Annotated in this window: 18 protein-coding genes; 11 read left to right on the top strand and 7 right to left on the bottom strand. The window is 44.6% G+C overall.

Going from position 1 to position 16,274, the window contains the following annotated elements:
* Position 1: 1 nt before the first annotated feature.
* On the bottom strand, positions 2-805 hold the full coding sequence (locus tag H6F77_RS15300) for a hypothetical protein (protein ID WP_190489542.1): 804 nt from the start codon (positions 803-805) through the stop codon (positions 2-4).
* 544 nt (positions 806-1,349) lie between these two features.
* Between H6F77_RS15300 and H6F77_RS15295 the strand changes: the two genes are divergently transcribed.
* Entirely contained in the window at positions 1,350-1,628 is a 279-nt protein-coding gene (locus H6F77_RS15295) for a hypothetical protein (RefSeq protein WP_190489541.1), read from the top strand.
* Between the two features lie 21 nt (positions 1,629-1,649).
* Positions 1,650-2,504, top strand: a complete 855-nt coding sequence (locus tag H6F77_RS15290) for a DUF3891 family protein (protein WP_309228857.1) — start codon at positions 1,650-1,652, stop codon at positions 2,502-2,504.
* Between the two features lie 27 nt (positions 2,505-2,531).
* Here the strand turns inward: H6F77_RS15290 and H6F77_RS15285 are convergent, their stop codons facing one another.
* Positions 2,532-3,101, bottom strand: coding sequence for a hypothetical protein (locus H6F77_RS15285; RefSeq protein ID WP_190489540.1), 570 nt, complete (start codon positions 3,099-3,101; stop codon positions 2,532-2,534).
* A 76-nt stretch (positions 3,102-3,177) separates the two neighbouring features.
* Positions 3,178-4,383, bottom strand: a complete 1,206-nt coding sequence (locus H6F77_RS15280; protein ID WP_190489592.1) for an urease accessory protein UreH domain-containing protein — start codon at positions 4,381-4,383, stop codon at positions 3,178-3,180.
* Positions 4,384-4,408: 25 nt separating this feature from the next.
* Between H6F77_RS15280 and H6F77_RS28440 the strand changes: the two genes are divergently transcribed.
* From H6F77_RS28440 to H6F77_RS15250, 7 genes are all read left to right on the top strand, one after another.
* The gene (locus tag H6F77_RS28440) at positions 4,409-4,543 is read left to right on the top strand and encodes a hypothetical protein (RefSeq protein WP_255515765.1); all 135 of its coding nucleotides are present in this window, start codon (positions 4,409-4,411) and stop codon (positions 4,541-4,543) included.
* A 133-nt stretch (positions 4,544-4,676) separates the two neighbouring features.
* Positions 4,677-5,702 (top strand): M28 family peptidase, encoded by a 1,026-nt coding sequence (locus tag H6F77_RS15275; protein ID WP_190489539.1) that lies wholly within the window; start codon positions 4,677-4,679, stop codon positions 5,700-5,702.
* 209 nt (positions 5,703-5,911) lie between these two features.
* On the top strand, positions 5,912-6,046 hold the full coding sequence (locus H6F77_RS15270) for a hypothetical protein (RefSeq protein ID WP_309228856.1): 135 nt from the start codon (positions 5,912-5,914) through the stop codon (positions 6,044-6,046).
* A gap of 97 nt (positions 6,047-6,143) precedes the next feature.
* Positions 6,144-6,305, top strand: a complete 162-nt coding sequence (locus tag H6F77_RS15265) for a hypothetical protein (protein ID WP_190489537.1) — start codon at positions 6,144-6,146, stop codon at positions 6,303-6,305.
* A gap of 134 nt (positions 6,306-6,439) precedes the next feature.
* Complete coding sequence (locus H6F77_RS15260) at positions 6,440-6,829, top strand: pentapeptide repeat-containing protein (RefSeq protein ID WP_190489536.1); 390 nt, start codon at positions 6,440-6,442, stop codon at positions 6,827-6,829.
* 92 nt (positions 6,830-6,921) lie between these two features.
* Positions 6,922-7,128, top strand: coding sequence for a DUF7219 family protein (locus tag H6F77_RS15255; RefSeq protein WP_190489535.1), 207 nt, complete (start codon positions 6,922-6,924; stop codon positions 7,126-7,128).
* Between the two features lie 108 nt (positions 7,129-7,236).
* Positions 7,237-7,509: a DUF1830 domain-containing protein gene (locus tag H6F77_RS15250; protein WP_190489534.1), complete on the top strand. Its 273-nt coding sequence runs from the start codon at positions 7,237-7,239 to the stop codon at positions 7,507-7,509.
* A 111-nt stretch (positions 7,510-7,620) separates the two neighbouring features.
* Here the strand turns inward: H6F77_RS15250 and murD are convergent, their stop codons facing one another.
* On the bottom strand, positions 7,621-9,024 hold the full coding sequence (murD, locus tag H6F77_RS15245; RefSeq protein ID WP_190489591.1) for a UDP-N-acetylmuramoyl-L-alanine--D-glutamate ligase: 1,404 nt from the start codon (positions 9,022-9,024) through the stop codon (positions 7,621-7,623).
* A gap of 273 nt (positions 9,025-9,297) precedes the next feature.
* Positions 9,298-11,448, bottom strand: coding sequence for a glycine--tRNA ligase subunit beta (gene glyS / locus H6F77_RS15240; protein WP_190489533.1), 2,151 nt, complete (start codon positions 11,446-11,448; stop codon positions 9,298-9,300).
* A gap of 154 nt (positions 11,449-11,602) precedes the next feature.
* Here glyS and H6F77_RS15235 point away from each other — a divergent pair, with 154 nt between their 5' ends.
* Positions 11,603-12,115 (top strand): WD40 repeat domain-containing protein, encoded by a 513-nt coding sequence (locus H6F77_RS15235; protein WP_190489532.1) that lies wholly within the window; start codon positions 11,603-11,605, stop codon positions 12,113-12,115.
* 256 nt (positions 12,116-12,371) lie between these two features.
* Here the strand turns inward: H6F77_RS15235 and H6F77_RS15230 are convergent, their stop codons facing one another.
* Together H6F77_RS15230 and H6F77_RS15225 are read right to left on the bottom strand one after the other, a co-directional pair.
* Complete coding sequence (locus H6F77_RS15230) at positions 12,372-13,280, bottom strand: ABC transporter ATP-binding protein (RefSeq protein ID WP_190489531.1); 909 nt, start codon at positions 13,278-13,280, stop codon at positions 12,372-12,374.
* Positions 13,281-13,492: 212 nt separating this feature from the next.
* Positions 13,493-14,266 carry an ABC transporter permease gene (locus H6F77_RS15225; RefSeq protein WP_190489530.1) on the bottom strand — a complete coding sequence of 258 codons (774 nt, stop codon included), beginning with the start codon at positions 14,264-14,266 and terminating at the stop codon, positions 13,493-13,495.
* Positions 14,267-14,292: 26 nt separating this feature from the next.
* Between H6F77_RS15225 and H6F77_RS15220 the strand changes: the two genes are divergently transcribed.
* Positions 14,293-16,236, top strand: coding sequence for an FAD-dependent oxidoreductase (locus H6F77_RS15220; RefSeq protein ID WP_199321350.1), 1,944 nt, complete (start codon positions 14,293-14,295; stop codon positions 16,234-16,236).
* Positions 16,237-16,274: the final 38 nt, after the last annotated feature.

The following is a 16,274-nucleotide window of genomic DNA, read 5'->3' as shown; positions in this document are numbered from 1 at the left end:
TTTATTGCAGTAAAGCCGTTAGGACTGATTCTACCTCTTGTTTCAACCTTACGGAATGTCGCTGGAAGAAATTTGCTAAGTCGTACCCTAGCACCTGGCGGCAAAACTCGTATGTAGAGTTTGTGTGTAAACCAATGTTTGTACCCCAAAGTATTAACCAACGCGCCCTTCTGTAGCGGTCAGCAACGCTCCTATCCATCTGGTTTGAAAGAAGTAATATTACTGGTAAATATCCCTCTGAGTAAGCTGCGGCAGCATTCGCAATATCGGCATTCTGTCGTTTTGAATCTTTGCTTTTATAGCCTTGTCGGATTTCAAATACAGCTCCTTTTAAAAATTGGCTCATATCTTCTGATATGTTGAGCGTTCGACAGGCATCTTGCAGCCAATTGGTAACTATCGGGCGGCGATCGCTTTGCGTGTCAGCTAGGGGTATGCAGCAGTCGAGAGAGAGGGTTTGTGTCTTTCCTGCTATTTTTTGAATTTCATAAGACCATACAGATTGTGCTGCTGTCAAACCAAGGCTATCCATGACAATCCTTTGAATAAGCCTTTGACAACCTATACCAACTTGTCGGTACACTGATGTCATACCGCCAGCAGCTTTATGAGCAGTAAACATTAGGGGAGAATCTAAGCCAAACCATGAATAGAATGGATCTGCTTGGTATAATCTTTGAAACTCCGATAAGCTTAGTCCTACACTACCCCCAAACTTGGGAATATACTTTTTACAAGTAGAAATCGGATCTATAACAAGTTTTATATATTCTTCGTCTCGCGCTTGATTTGCAATAGAGTTCATATTTTTTAAGTTAATTTTTTTGTTTCTCAACAACCTGTAATCATTATGCTATGCCAGGATTTGACCGCGCCAAGCTGGGGTGAAGTCAGCAGCGAGCGTAGACTTTATCTCATGCTGAAATTGATAAAAATCGGCTCGCTTCTATTATCACTGATTTTTCTGCTTCGAGTTCGATAAAATAGGTAAATCTCTCATAGATGTTCCGAATTTGGTTTTCGCGAAGTCAACAGTGAACCAACCAATAAGCCATAACGTTGCTTTGTTTGTAAGTCTTTATCAATTGAGCCACACTATTTTTATCGTAGACTTTGTTTAAAGTGTGGTGACTTGAATGACACCAAGCGAAATCAAACTGCTAATAGGCTACGCAGTTATTTTAAAATTGCTGAGAGCGGGTGCCAAATTAATTGCTAGAGCAGGATTTATATGAGGAGCGCGATCGCCTACAATATTTGAATACGGCTACCAGCGGTTGAAACTAAGTTTAGAGATAATTAGCTTTGTTAACAACTTGTAAAAAAACTGACAAAGTAGAGGGTGACAAGTGCAGCTATATGAAGTGATTTCGCAGGCGATCGAAAAACCACCTTTACAATTCGATCCACAAAAGAACTCGCTAAAGAATTGGGCGATTTACTGTCTTAGAGACAGAGGTTTTAAAGTGGTGTATGCCCAAAATGCTGATTTTGCAATTGAGGTTAGGCGCGGAGAGAAAGTTTATTTTAAGGTGACAAATAGCGCAGTTGATTTAGACAAAACTTATGGCTGGATAGTCTGGGATAGCTTGACCAACAGCACGAGCGTTATTGCACCTCAACCTTAGACATAATTTCTGCAATTGGGAGTGACTTTTGCCAGGGCGATCGCTCATCATAATTGTAGGGGTAGATACACCAGTCATGGGGAAGACGGTATGCTGCATCGCTTAGACTCAGAGGGACTAATCTGCATCACTCAACCCGCTCACGCCTGGGTAGCAGGGTGTCTAGCACGGGCTTGGGGTAACGAACAATTTGGATATTTTGCCCCCACAGAAGAAGTCCTCTTGGGTGCAGAACAACATGATGTCGGCTGGCTAAGTTGGGAACAGTCACCCACATTGAACGCAAAAACTGGCTACCCCCATAAGTTTATGGAAGTCGCTCCATCCGTACATACAAAACTATGGTCGAATGCTAAAAATTTAACGCTTCCCATAGGAAGATATGCAACTTTGTTAGTATCGCTACACGGTACAGGATTATATGAGCGTTTCAGGAGTTGGGAGAAATACCCAGAATCTAACAAAGTTGTGCAGGATTTTCTAAAAGATGAATATACTTTTCAAGAGAAGCTAATTGCGAATTTGCAAGAAGATTCATACTATAAACCGCATACAACGCCAGATGCTATAAAGCGCAATCGTTCTTTAGTTGCTACGTGGGATGCTCTCTCACTTGCTGTGTGTCACAAAGTTCACAACGAGCAGCATATTGATAATGTCCCCACAGCACAAGGCGAAACTACGCTAACTTTAAAACCTATCGATAATAATCCTAATCAAATATCAGTATCTCCTTGGCCGTTTCAGCAAACAAAGGTGACACTTACTTATGAGGGGCGTTTATTGCACTCAACTTTTACAGATGAGGAAGCAATGCGTTCGGCGCTTGTAAATTCACGTTGGGTGACAATTACCAATACCCTTATTCCTAGATAAGCAGTATTTTTGTTAAGCATTTTAAGTCTACTTTAAGCGCCGCGAAATGCCCCAAGCAATTCCAATTCCCAAAATCGTTGCTAAAGCAATTACAGGTATTTGCCACCGCTCCGATGATACGCTAGCATTCTGAGTTGTCTGGGTTGTCTGCGTCGTCTCCTCTCTAGCTGCGCCCGCCGACTTCCCACCTGCCACAGTAACCGTGTAAGTCAGGGAAAATGGTTTAAAATTTGCCCCTGATGCTGCTGTTCCACTCAGTTGCACCTGATAAGCCCCAGGCTTGGGAAAAACAATATCCGCCCCCGGAATGCCTTGATAACCTTCAGCTGACATTGCTTTGAGCGGTGGCGATAGCACGGGTGAGGCGTCTGGAGTGCGGGGTTGCGAGTAGACTGCTAACTTGCAATTACACTCTCGTAAGGGAATAGCTTTACCGCCTTTGCGGGTGAGTGCGAACCAAGCAAGTGATGGTTCCCCAGCTTTGGGGTTGTCATTTGGTTCGATGTGCAGAGTGCTGCCGACATCTTCGGATATTTGCACCTTATGGGCAGACGCAGGCGCGACTAAAAGTGCAAACAATAATACAGTTGCACCCATTGTTTGCAACAAATAGCTTCGATTGCCCCTAACCTCCCTTAAACCAGGGGGGAGAAGAGGGGATTTCCCCAGAATTTTAGCGGGACTGGGTAGGTGGGACATAGAATTTTTCTAAAGATAAAAGCGACCAAATAACACGCGCGCGCACCAACACAACTCCCAACGTCACAACTCCGAGCAATACAACCCTGAGTATAGTTCCCTGCCCAAGATCTAAATTGCCGAGGTAATGCGAACCGATGAGCAACGCATGAACAGCACACAACAAAAAAGCTGGAATGCTCAACAGATGAATTTGTCGCCAGCGCTTCCCCAAGTATTTCTGCATCTTGTCAAAACTTGTTAGTGCAGCGGGAGTCATCAACACCAACGCCAGCATCCCCGTTGCTATTGCCAGTTGATGCAATGGCAACATAAAAGACAAAGCCTCAAAATTCCAGTTGAGTGTATGCTCCATCATGTGAAAAGTGTGAGCTATGCCTAACAAGTAAGCTCCCACTCCCAAGGCGCGGCGATAGCGTAATGGTTGCGCCCAGATGTGGCTGATGGGACGGGCAATCAGCGCCAGCATCAAACACAGCAAAGCCGCATGGCCTGTATAGTCTACCATCGTGTCGCCCGTTCGCAGCAGCGCGATCGCCCCGATAGTAAGCGTTACCCAGCCGCCCATGCGAAACAACTGGCTGCGCTTGTCAGCACTTAATTTAGATGCTGAAACTCCTACTCCCAGCATAGTTGGCAGCGTTCCCAATCCAAAAGCTAGCATCGTTGCCGCACCCATCCACATATTCCCAGTTTCAGCGGCTTTGATTTGGGCGAGGTAGAGGAAACCGCAGGGCATTAAACCCCAAACAAGTCCCAATAAAGCTGGCGTCCAGTAAGCTGATTGGAATGAGAGTTTAACCATTGCTGCGCTTAGGCGGTTGTGCATTGCGCCTTGTTTTAGCGGATGCACCGAGGGCAGTTTTGGCAGCAAATCTGGTTTAATTTGCACGAGACCGAACCAAATTAACATCAGTCCGGTGAGAATAGCGATCGCGCGTCGCAAGTCGCTACCTATACCAACCATTTGTCCGCTAGCGATCGCGACAGAACCCAGCGCCCCAATGCCAGCCCCAACTAGGGTATAACTTACTAACCTCCCCAAGTTCAACAGAGCGTGAAAATAAAATTGTTGCCCAGGTTTGGGAGTTTCCTGCTTGCGAGAAAGGGAAAAGGCTACGGTGAGAGGGGCACACATTCCGACGCAGTGCCCAAAACTCCCCAGGAACCCCAGAGCCATTATTAGCAACAAATCTACTAGCAAAATGCCTCGCTTTTTCCCTGGTTATGCCTTTTTGACTGCATGGGGCATTGTAAGTAAAGCGATCGCCCTTGTCAAAAGACAAGCTGTAAAACTTCACCCTGCTACCAGCGGGACTATCCCTAAATCGTTATTGTAAGTTCTGGGGGTGTACGAGCTAAATTTTTGATTTTGGATAAAAATTAAACGCGCAAAACTCTTTGAGAGATATACTTTCAGCTTTTGTCTGCCTCACTAAAGCATAAATAATCACTTAACGGCAAAGGATAGATATGAGGAAGTGGATTTGGTTGGCGCTGTTGGTGCTGCTGACGGCGGGAGTAGTAGTCGGCAATAAATTTTTGCAGCCTCCAGAAGAACCAGCGATCGCTTATAGGATGGATAGCATTAGCGATATAGCGGCGGCGCAAGCAGCACCACTACTCGCCCCGTATGTAGACGAAAATCGGCTAATGGCGCACATCCAAGGATTAAACTACAAGCGCTACACTCCAACTGAACGCGATCGCGCCCGGACTTACATCACTCAATCGCTGAAAAAATTAGGATTTTCGCCCAAATTAGAACAATTCGAGGGTGGTGGTGCAAATATCATCGCTACTCGGCAAGGCACCAATCCAGAAGCGGGGACAGTCCTCATCGCCGCCCACTACGACACTGTTTCCGCCTCACCCGGCGCTGATGACAACGCCAGCGGAGTTGCCGTAGTTTTAGAAGTTGCCCGCCTTTTTGGTTCGCGCCCAACTCCGCGCACTTTACAGTTGGCATTATTTGACCTAGAAGAACGGGGATTGTTTGGCAGTCTTGCCTTTACTGCAAAAGCAGCTAATTTGGAAAACCTGCGGGGCGCGATCGTTATGGACATGGTGGGCTATGCTTGCTACACCCCAGGATGCCAGAGCTACCCAGAAGGATTGCCAGTTAAGCCACCTACCGACAAAGGCGACTTTTTGGCGGTAATCGGAGATGCAGAACACTTGCCACTGATAGACGCTTTTCAAAAAGCGAGTGGGTCAAATTTGCCACCAGTGCTGACAGTTCCAATTCCTTTCAAAGGGATGCTGACGCCAGATGTATTACGCAGCGATCATGCGCCGTTTTGGTTAAAAAATGTTGGTGCAGTGCTGTTGACGGATACTGCGAATATGCGTACTCCTCACTACCACCAGGCTAGCGATACGCCCAAAACTATAGATCGAGCTTTCTTTAAGGGAGCAGCGCAGATTGTAGCGAACGCTGCTACTAGCTTATTGGAGGGTAGCGATCGCCTGGAAACTCAGTCATCCACTTCACCTTAATGCAGGGCTAATACCATGCCGAGATTTTAGATTTTACCAGTCTCGCTTGTAAGTATAGAGACGCGAAATTTTGCCTCTCTACTTACAGCAATTCTAATTTGATTCCAATACATAAAATATTTTTAGCTAATTAACAATAAGCCCAATTCTAATTGCCACTGGGGGGGATAGCGTTACTCGCAAAGTCATGGGGTTGGATGCAGGTGCAGATGATTATGTCGTGCGTCGAGACACTCAAGGCTGACATCAAGCATTTACGGCAGAAACTGCAAGCCGCAGGCGCGATCGCCGATCTGATTGAAACAGTTTGTGCTGTGGGTTATCTTCTCAAACCGAACGTTTAACATTAACAAAATATTAACTTTATGAGTTGAATGTTAAGTCTTCCCAAGTTTTTCACTTTTCCTTGCTAAATTGCAAGAAGAGTTACAAAACAAATATATGTCTCTGTGTCCTTGCTGTTCCCATACTTTAGTCCGGCAAGCCAGCGTGAGAAGAGTTTACTGGTTTTGCATCCATTGCCATCAAGAAATGCCCGCGCTAGAAACCATCCTAAAGGCTGAATTAAGTTTGCGCCGTCAGCCTGCTCTTGTTAAGAAATAGTTAAAAAGTAAAGTTAGATACAACTTCTGCTTCAAAAAGTAAATCAGCTTTTTCATCTACCTAATGGCTTAATTTTTTAAATTTTAAGGTAAGTTAAGTCATGCAGAGTTTATTAGGTGTGAGATACCCTCATTATGAAAATCGATGTCCAAGAACTTCTTAGACAATACGCCGCGGGAACAAGAAATTTTCATCGAGCAAATTTGATCGGCGTAGACCTCAGAGGGGTAGACCTGCGTGCAGCAGATTTGAGCGGGGCAAACTTGATTGGGGCAAATTTGAGTACAGCCAACTTGACCGACGCAAACCTAAGTCGAGCAGATCTGAGTCGGGCAGATCTGAAACGGGCACATTTAAATCAGACAAATCTGCGCGAGGCAAATCTAAACGGAGCAGATCTGAGTCGGGCAAACTTGGCTAGAGCCAACTTGAGTGCAGCCAATCTAAGTCGGGCAAATTTGAATGAAGCAAATTTGACAGGGGCACAAATGCCTGACGGTAAGTTTTATCAAATACCTGAATAAAAGATTAGATAGTCCAGCCTTATATAGTTGTCAGTTGTTTATCTTCTGCTAGTACAAATAGAAGTATGAAAAAAATAAATAAGGAGGGAAATATGGTGCATCAATCAGAGTATTTATATTCTCAAATTAGCTACTACAAAGAGTTAAAGTCAAAGAATTTGCTTTTTAATACAAAGCTACAGGAGTTGGCTCGCCAAGTGGGGTTAATCTCCTATAAAGATAAAGAAAAAATTCCTCTGCTAGAGGCTTACAGAAAAATTGCGATGTTCTGGGAAGAGTTGGAACAAACTAAGCAGTAATTAAATCTCAGAGATGCTCAAGGCGAGTAAGAACTGCTGATATTTAATAAATCAGTTCCCGTCAAAATCTACACTCGTTAATCCTCAGAATCACCAAGGCAGAAAATTATGACTCAAATACTCAATGCTCTACCTTTGGGTTCCAATACAATTCTATGCTGTTATGTGAATGCGACTAATCAGATGCAGGTTGTTCGGATCGTGAATATTGCAAATTGGTACTTTGAGCGCGTTGTTTTTCCGCAACAGCGCCTATTTTTTGAAGCGCCGCCAGATGGGTGGTTAGAAATTCATACAAGTAGGATGCCAACTGCAATTCTAATGGATAATATTCCGTGTAATTCTCTACAAGTTAAAGAATTGGCTGCACAATTTATCTAGGGCTGGCAACACCTTTTCAGGGTATAAAGTTATCCTCTATTACTGCCGAATAGTCCCCCAATCGCTTGAGTTGGGGGCTATTTTTTTCGTTTTTAAGGAGGCTAGGGAGCCTTACTTTTTATCTGAACTATAGCTATCTACAAACTCGTGACAAAGGTTCCTAAAATGGTCGCCCCGTTGCTCGAAGTTTTGGTATTGGTCAAAGCTAGCACAAGCAGGAGATAACAAAACAACATTGGCACTGTGCTGTTTAGCTAATTCAGCAGATCTAGCTATAGCTTTATCCATTGTTTCCACAATCTCGTAACTTGAATAACCAATTTGTTCTAGTCTTTGAGCGAAAGCACTGGCGGCGCTGCCAATTAATAATACAGCAGCGGCTTTGGCTTGAATTGTTTCCAGCCAACCATTGTCATCACCCGCTTTAGCTTCTCCACCAGCAATTAAGATAGCAGGAGCATTAACAGCCGATAAACCAACTTGCGCCGCATCATAGTTGGTCGCTTTGCTGTCATTAATGAAGTCTATTTTTTGCCAAGTAACGATGTGTTCGAGGCGATGGGGGACTCCAGGAAACTTGGCAATTGCTTGCGCGATCGCAGCCTTATCAATTCCTGCCAACCGCGCCGCCGCCACAGCCATCAACAAATTTTGCTGATTGTGTTCGCCCACCATCCGCAAAGTTGCTACTGGTAGAATTCGAGCGGGTGGTTTTGCATCTAATACCTCTACAACCCAACCATCTTCTATGTAGAATCCCACAGATGGATTGCCTAGTAAATTGCTTTTTCCTCTTACACTCGTCCACCAAGTATTAGTTTTTTCGGGGGAAATTAACTGTGCCCCTACTTTACGCAAGTAAGCGTCATCTCCGTTTAATATTTGCTGCTGGGATTGACGCAGCAGATGCGCTTTGATGTCGTAGTAGTTCTGTATGGTTCCGTGACGGCTGAGGTGATCGGGGGTAAAAGTTGTCCAAACGCCAATTGTAGGAGCAACGGAGGGCGATGATTCAATTTGATAGCTGCTAATTTCCGCAATTACCCAGTCTGGCTGAGGTAAGGCTAAAGCTACCTCGCAGGCAGCATAGCCGATGTTGCCGCACGCGGGGGCATTAAATCCAGCGGCTTGAAAGATAGCGGCAATTAAAGCTGTTGTGGTAGTTTTGCCGTTAGTTCCGGTAATACCCACCCAAGGAGAAGACTGGAGATATCGCCAAGCGAGTTCTATTTCTCCAATTGTCTCTATCCCCAGCGCTCTGGCTTGAACTAATAGTGGTGCATCCCAAGGAACGCCTGGACTGACGACAATTGTTTGAGGTAAATCGGCGCTGTCGAGTTCTAGAGAATAGCTTAGTTTAACAGTAATTCCCTCACCTTCAAGCATCTGCTGCTGTTGGCGGAGTTGTTCGGAAGTGTTGCGATCGCTAAGCGTAACCTCCCAACCGTCCCGTTTTAACAATCGTGCAGCAGCAATTCCCGATTTTCCTAGACCAATAATATGAGCAATGGGCATAAATTCAATGGCAGAAATCCCTGGTTTAGCCAACTTTCATCTTACTGCTTAATGGTGTTTTCGGAATCTAACTGGCAATTTTTGCTGCGTCCATCTTATCAAGGCAAGTCATTACCCCTGTTTTCTCATAAGTCAAATTGACAGCTTTTTTGACAGCCCGCCAGGGGCGTAAACCCCTGGCTAAAAGCTTAAATCAGTTAAAACTGATCTAACTAAAACACAATCTTTTAGTCTGGTTCAACGAATTTGAGCTTTTAGCCAGCGAAGGCGCGACTAACTTTTCACGATCGCACCAAAATCTGCCAGTACGCGCGCATGGTTACGCAGCAACCCCAGTATATTCAATCGATTGCGTTTAATTTCTGGATTTGCATCCATTACTAAAACGCTTTCCGGGCCATCAAAAAATCCGCTAACTGTTGGGGCGATCTGACTTATCGCTTCTACAAGTTGTTGATAATTTCGCTGCGATCGCGCCTCTTGTGTTTGCGGTACTAGCTGCACTAATGCATCGTAAAATGCTTGTTCGCAAGACTTTTGAAATAATTCCGGACGCACTAAGGAATCTGGATCTAACTGTTGCTTATCTAAATCGCCTTGTGCTGCTAGACGAGTAGAACGGTTGACAGTTTCATAAATTTCCTTCAGCTTGCCATTATTGCGGATAGATTGTAGGAACAAGGCGCGATCGCGCACATCTAATAAATCCTGCAACGCCCGTTCAGTATACTCTGAATCATTCTCTCCCAGAATCGCATTCACCAAATCGTAGTCAACACCACGATCTTCTTGCAACAGATTACGCAGTCTTTGTAAGAAAAATTCCTGCAACTGTTGCACTAATTCCTCATGTTTTGCTTTGGGATGGCTGGCAACAAAATCCGCTGCAATTTGCTCAACTAACTTCTGCAAATTGATACCCAAACCAGCCGTCCAAGTAATATTAATAACTGCATTAGCAGCACGGCGTAGCGCAAACGGATCTCCTGAACCAGTTGGCAGCATTCCCAATCCAAAAATGCTAACCAACGTATCTAGTCTATCGGCCAAACCTACAACTTGGCCAGTCAGGGATTCAGGTAATTTATCGCCTGCACCTCTTGGCAAGTAATGCTCAAAAACACCCCTTGACACCGCCTCCGTTTCACCGCTGGCGCGGGCGTATTTCTCACCCATGACCCCTTGCAATTCTGGAAATTCGCCCACCATTTCGGTTACTAAGTCAGCTTTGCACAGCAAGGCTGTACGCTGTATACTGTTAGCATCTTCCGAGCTTAATTGCAGTTGTTCGCTAATTAACGCCGCAATTTTGCAAATTCTATCTAACTTATTGCGAATTGTCCCTAAATCTTCTTGGAACGTAACTTTTTCTAACTGGGGCAGATAGCTTTCCAACGGTTGGGATAAGTCAGCTTTGTAGAAAAACTGTCCATCAGCTAACCGCGCCCTAATCACCCGCGCATTACCAGCAGCAATAATCTCAGATTTAGCTGGATCGCCGTTAGAAATAGTGATAAAATTTGGTAATAATTCGCTACTTTCTTTATTTTTAAATACAGGGAAGTAGCGTTGGTGAGTCACCATTACAGTAGTAGTCACCTCTGAGGGCAAACTTAAAAACTCAGCGTCAAATTTGCCGATAACCGCGCTTGGCCATTCCACCAAATTAGTGACTTCTTGCAGTAAATTAGGAGAAATCTCAGCACTACCGCCGATTTTTTCAGCCGCCGCCTGCACTTGTTCTTGAATTTTAGCTTTACGTTCATCTTGATTAACTTGAACGTAGGCAGCACTCAAAACATTAATATAGTCTGAAGCTTGGGAAATACTGACAGGTTCTGGATGTAAAATTCGATGTGCTTGGGAAATGCGATCGCTCTTAACGGTCTCCGAACCACTTACCAAAGTTATTGGTAACAGGTCATCATCCAGCAAAGCCACCAACCACCGAATCGGGCGGGGAAACTTGATATCTCCATCCGCCCACCGCATCAAACGTTTACCTTCTAACCCTAATATCCAACCTGGAACCAGTTCCGTCAAAATGTCGGCTGCTGGACGCCCATAGATTATTTTACGAACAAAAACAAAATCACCCTTATCAGTAGGGCGTATTTCTAAGGTATCGAGTTCCACGCCTTGCTTTTTGGCAAATCCCGCCGCTGCGGGTGTCGGTTTGCCATCCTTAAACGCAGCAGCCGCCGGGGGGCCTTTAACTTCTTCTTCTCGATCTGGCTGTCTGTTTGGCAAACCTGAAATAAGAAGCGCTAGGCGTCGGGGAGTACCGTAAACCTGTATCGAATCACTGTTTAAAGAATTTTCAGCAAGGCTTTTGGGAATGCGATCGCGCCATTGTTCTATGGCGTCATCCACAAAGCTTGCAGGCAGTTCTTCTGTACCAACTTCCAATAACAACGTAGGCATATCACACTTCTTTAACTACGAAAGGCAAAACGTTACTAACCAGTTACAACAGTTTACCTTGCCATGAATCTTGATGTAGTTCCTGGCAGAAGGCGGTAAAAAGTGCTTAAATTATATCTATAGATAGATGCATAGATTTATGGGCGGCTTAACCATGACCTACAGGACAAGTTCCCAAAAAGACTCGGTATCGTTGGTAGCAACAGGGTTCGCTAGCGATCGCGATAAAAGCGAGGTTCTTTCTAGGTCAGGGGGACATACCCAAATCAAAGGAAGTTCCCTAGCCCTCAGCCCTAACGGGCAAATTCTTGCTGCTGCTGATAGCATTAAGGACAAAACTATTAAAGTTTGGGATTTACGAACTGGAGAATTGCGGCGCACTTTAGCAGGACATTCCGATTCAGTTGTCTCTGTAGCCTTTAGTCCCGATAATCACCTGCTGGCGAGTGGTAGTAAAGACAAGACAATCAAGATTTGGGATTTAAATACTGGGGAACTATTACACACCCTGGCGGGACATACCAGTTCGGTCGTCGCCGTCGCCTTTAGAAAAGATAGCCAGACGCTAGTCAGCGCTACCAAAGAACGGATTATCGAGATTTGGGACTTAACTAGAGGAACTATTTTGAACGCTTTCGATGTAGCTAACTGCGGTCTAAGCGCCTAAAACAACACCCGCGATGTCCTACTCTAATTCTACTTAATCTCTCTTCCCTCGGCTTCGGAGTGCAGGTCTGTTCGACATCTTAGGCTTTGCGCGATCGCCCCTAATTCTCTCTATCCTTAGCGTCCTTAGCGTCTTCGCGGTTCAACATCTTAGGCTTTGCGCGATATCTTAGGCTTTGCGCGATCGCCTCTAATTCTCTCTATCCTTAGCGTCCTTAGCGTCTTCGCGGTTCAACACAACATCCAAAATCCAAAATCTAAAATCTAAAATAGTCTTCCCCTTGCGTCACCTCAACATAAATATGTTCCAAGCGCACGGGTTGACGCGAAATAGATTCTAGCGAAATCCCCTCAAAGCGGGAAAGAATTTCCTTTAATTCTAAATTTTCTGGAAGCCAGAAAGCCAGATCGTTACCATAGCGGCGATGGATGAAACCGCATTCTTTCCCCCTAGCGATCGCGCCTGCTTCATCCTTAGTCTGAACTACTACAATTTCTTCAGCCGAAATATGCGATCGCAACTCAGCCAAACTTCCCTCAGCCACAATTCGCCCACCCTTAAGAATACCAATTCGCTGGCATAGACGCTCTGCTTCATCTAATAAATGAGTAGTCAGCAAAACAGTCATTCCCTGACTTTTCAATTTCCGAATTAACTCCCAAACTTCATAACGCGCCTCGATATCTAAACCCGTCGTCGGTTCATCTAGAATAGCCAACTTAGGGTTATGAACAAGCGCAACAGCAATATTCAACCGCCGCTGCATTCCGCCGCTGAGAGTTTCGACGGGACTTTTTGCTCTATCTGCTAAATTAACAGCTTGCAAACAAATTTGTACTCGTTCTTGCAAATGCTTACCCTGCAAGCCGTATATCTTAGCAAAAAATTTTAAATTTTCCTCGCAAGTTAGAGTTTTATAGAGTAAATTTTCTTGCGGCGCTACACCAATCAGGGGTTTTGTTGCTTCTGACACTGGTTTATTATTGATAGCGATCGCGCCACTATCCGCCCTAATTAAATTACAAATAATATTAATAGTAGTCGTCTTTCCCGCACCATTTGGCCCCAGCAGCCCGTAAATCTCTCCATCTGGGATATGTAGCGTCAAATCCTCTAAAACTACTCGCTTCCCGTAAGACTTACTTAGCTTCTTTATCTCTAGCACTAGCTATTCTTTAACTAAAATAGGCAACAGTGTAGGCATCATGCCTACACTGTCAATACCACCTTTATTTAACTATAAATACACGAAATTGTCAACACATTTAATAGTATAAATTAAAATATTTTATTAGTCCGACAGTGCCCAAAACTTGAGGTTTTGCCTCCGTAATTGCCGCGTGCCATACAGACCTAAAAGGCTGGATAATTCATAATTTATAACCTGCGTTCAACCATTAACATTCGGCGATAAGATAACCAACCGCAGACTAGCATTAGAACAGAAAAGCTGCACAAAAATAAAAAATGCGACTTAATATCAGGCAAACCTTGTGAATTAGCAGACACGCCCAACAACGCCTGATTCATGTGATAAATTGGATTAAATTTAGCAATATCTAGCAACATCTGCGGAAACACAAAGCTAGGTATAAACGCACCGCCTAGAATTAATAAAGGCACCCCAAAAGCCGCAACGAGCGCATTTACATCCTCAGTTCGTCGTGCCAACTGCGTACCCAGAATAAATCCTAGACCCACATAAGAAATAATGCTCATTAAAATAATAATTCCTCCCAGAAACACAGAACCCCTAAACTGCGCTTGCCAAAAAGATGCAACTGTGTATACTAGCAGTGTTTGACCAATACCAATGCAAGTGTGAGCTAGAAAAATTCCTAAAAAATAGGACGTACCGCTCAAAGGCGAGATAAAAAGACGTTTGAGCGTAAGCTGTTCGCGTTCAGCCACTACGGTGGCGACACTACCACCCAGACAGCTAAAAAACAGCGCCGCGCCTACCAAAGTTGAAGGAGCAGCATTTTCAAAAGCCTGAGTCATCGACAGTTGAGCGCGTTCTGCAAAAATAAACCCGTTGAGTAGCAGAACCGAAACTGGAAAAATACACCAAAAAACCAGGCTGCGTCGCCGTCGTAACAATTCAATTAAAATACGCTGGGTGACAGCCAGCGTTTCGCGCCAATATTTCATCGTGTGAGGATTTAGCTGGATAGGACATGAGCCAATTACAAAGGTACGCGATGCAGCAAGGCATCTCTCGACGCACGCTGCTCAAAATGTTCGGTATCGGTACCGTCGGGGGGCTAGTGGGATATTCTCGCTTCTCCAAACCGCAACCAACTATATTTCAGCAAGATACCCTAGACTTACCGCGTTTTGCCAACAAAACCACCAGCGTCGTCGTTGTTGGGGCTGGACTAGCTGGGTTAGCCTCTGCTTATCAACTCAGCCAACGGGGGTTTAGCGTCACGCTTCTGGAACGCGCACCCCAACTTGGAGGAAAAATCGCCAGTTGGCCGATACAATTTGGCGATGAAACGTTCATAATGGAGCATGGATTTCATGGCTTTTTCCCCCAATATTACAATCTCAAAAGCTTAGTTAAAGAACTGAGTATCGAAGACAATTTTGTAGATTTGAAGTCCTACTCTGTTGTTTTTCGTAATGACAAATATCAACCAGAAGTCTTCCGTCCCAGCCATTCAGCATTTCCTTGGAATATTGTTGATTTAGCTATAGCCTCTCCAAATAGGTTGCGCTGGGGAATTGATTTAACAAAAATGGGGCACTGGGAAGTGTTCCAAGCAATTACTGGATTTCAAACTCAGAAAACTTTCAAGCGACTAGATCATTTATCGGTTGCAGAATGGGTTGAGAAAGATTTTCCGCGTGGGTTGTACGATCTATATTTTCTCCCCTTTGCTAAATCTAGTCTAAATGCGCCAGATTTAATGAGCGTGGGAGAATTAATGCAATTTTTCCACTTCTACTTTTTTGGTAATCCAGAGGGATTAGCTTTTAACGGCACTAAACAGGATATGGGAACGAGTTTAGTGCAACCGATTGCTAAAGCAATTGAAGGTAAAGGCGGCAAAATTATTACTGGTGCAACAGTTAGCAGTATTAACTGCCAGCAAGGTAAGATTGATTCCCTTAGCTACCAACAGGGGAATGCTGGCAATGATGTGCCATTTTGGGTTAACCGAAACTCAGTTATTGCCGATGATAAGTTGGAATATTTTGGCGCTGGAGATGAAGTGTTTGCCGCCAAGCCTGGGGGAGGAGAAGCTATTTCTCTAACTTGCACTCACCAGGGTTGTACGGTACAAAAGGCAGATGATGGAAAGTTTCATTGCCCTTGTCACGGTGCTGTTTTTGATAGTAATGGTAAGGTAGAAAAAGGGCCAGCACAGCGAGATTTAGCGCGGTTTAAAGTTGTGCGGCGACAGGAAGATAAGTTGCAGTTAGCATCTGGTGGTGCTACAGAGACATCATCGGCAATGTCGGTACAGGCAGATTATTATGTGTTTGCAACTGATGTTCCTGGCGTGCAAAAGCTGTTTAATTTGATGGGGGGAGAGGTGAATGCAAAAGTCCGCAGTCAAGTTGAAAAGCTAGCTATAGCAGACCCTTTTGCTGTATGCCGATTCTGGTTTGACCGCGATTTTGATTGGGAACATAGCTGGTTTACTTCTTTATCCGGTTATCGACTAACTGACAGCATCACGCTTTACCACCGAATTCAAGATCAATTCATTGAATGGAATAGCAAAACTGGCGGTAGTGTTGTTGAGTTACACGCTTACTGTTACAAAGAGAAAGAGTTTCCAACTCAGGAAGCGTTGCTGACAACTTTTGAGCAGGAGTTGTATGAAATTGTGCCAGCACTGAAGGAAGCAAATATGCTGCACCGCGAGTTGGTGAATCAGAAGAATTTTTCTGGTTATCCACCGAACAGCTATGCAGAACGTCCGGAGACTAGCACGGAAGTTTCTAACTTGTTGTTTGCTGGCGATTGGGTCAAGATGCCGTTTCCCTGTGGCTTAATGGAAAGGGCAATTAGCAGCGGATTGCTGGCGGCGAATGAGATACTTCATCGCGAGGGTTTGCAGCGGCGTCCTTTGCTGTCGGTAAATCCAGAAGGCGTGTTGAAAATTTGAGGTTAGTTTCTCTGTAGTGGGGAGGTGGAGCCTCGTAA

This window comes from Microcoleus sp. FACHB-831 (assembly GCF_014695585.1).
GTDB lineage: Bacteria > Cyanobacteriota > Cyanobacteriia > Cyanobacteriales > FACHB-T130 > FACHB-831.
This window is presented reverse-complemented; position numbering and strand designations above follow the sequence as displayed.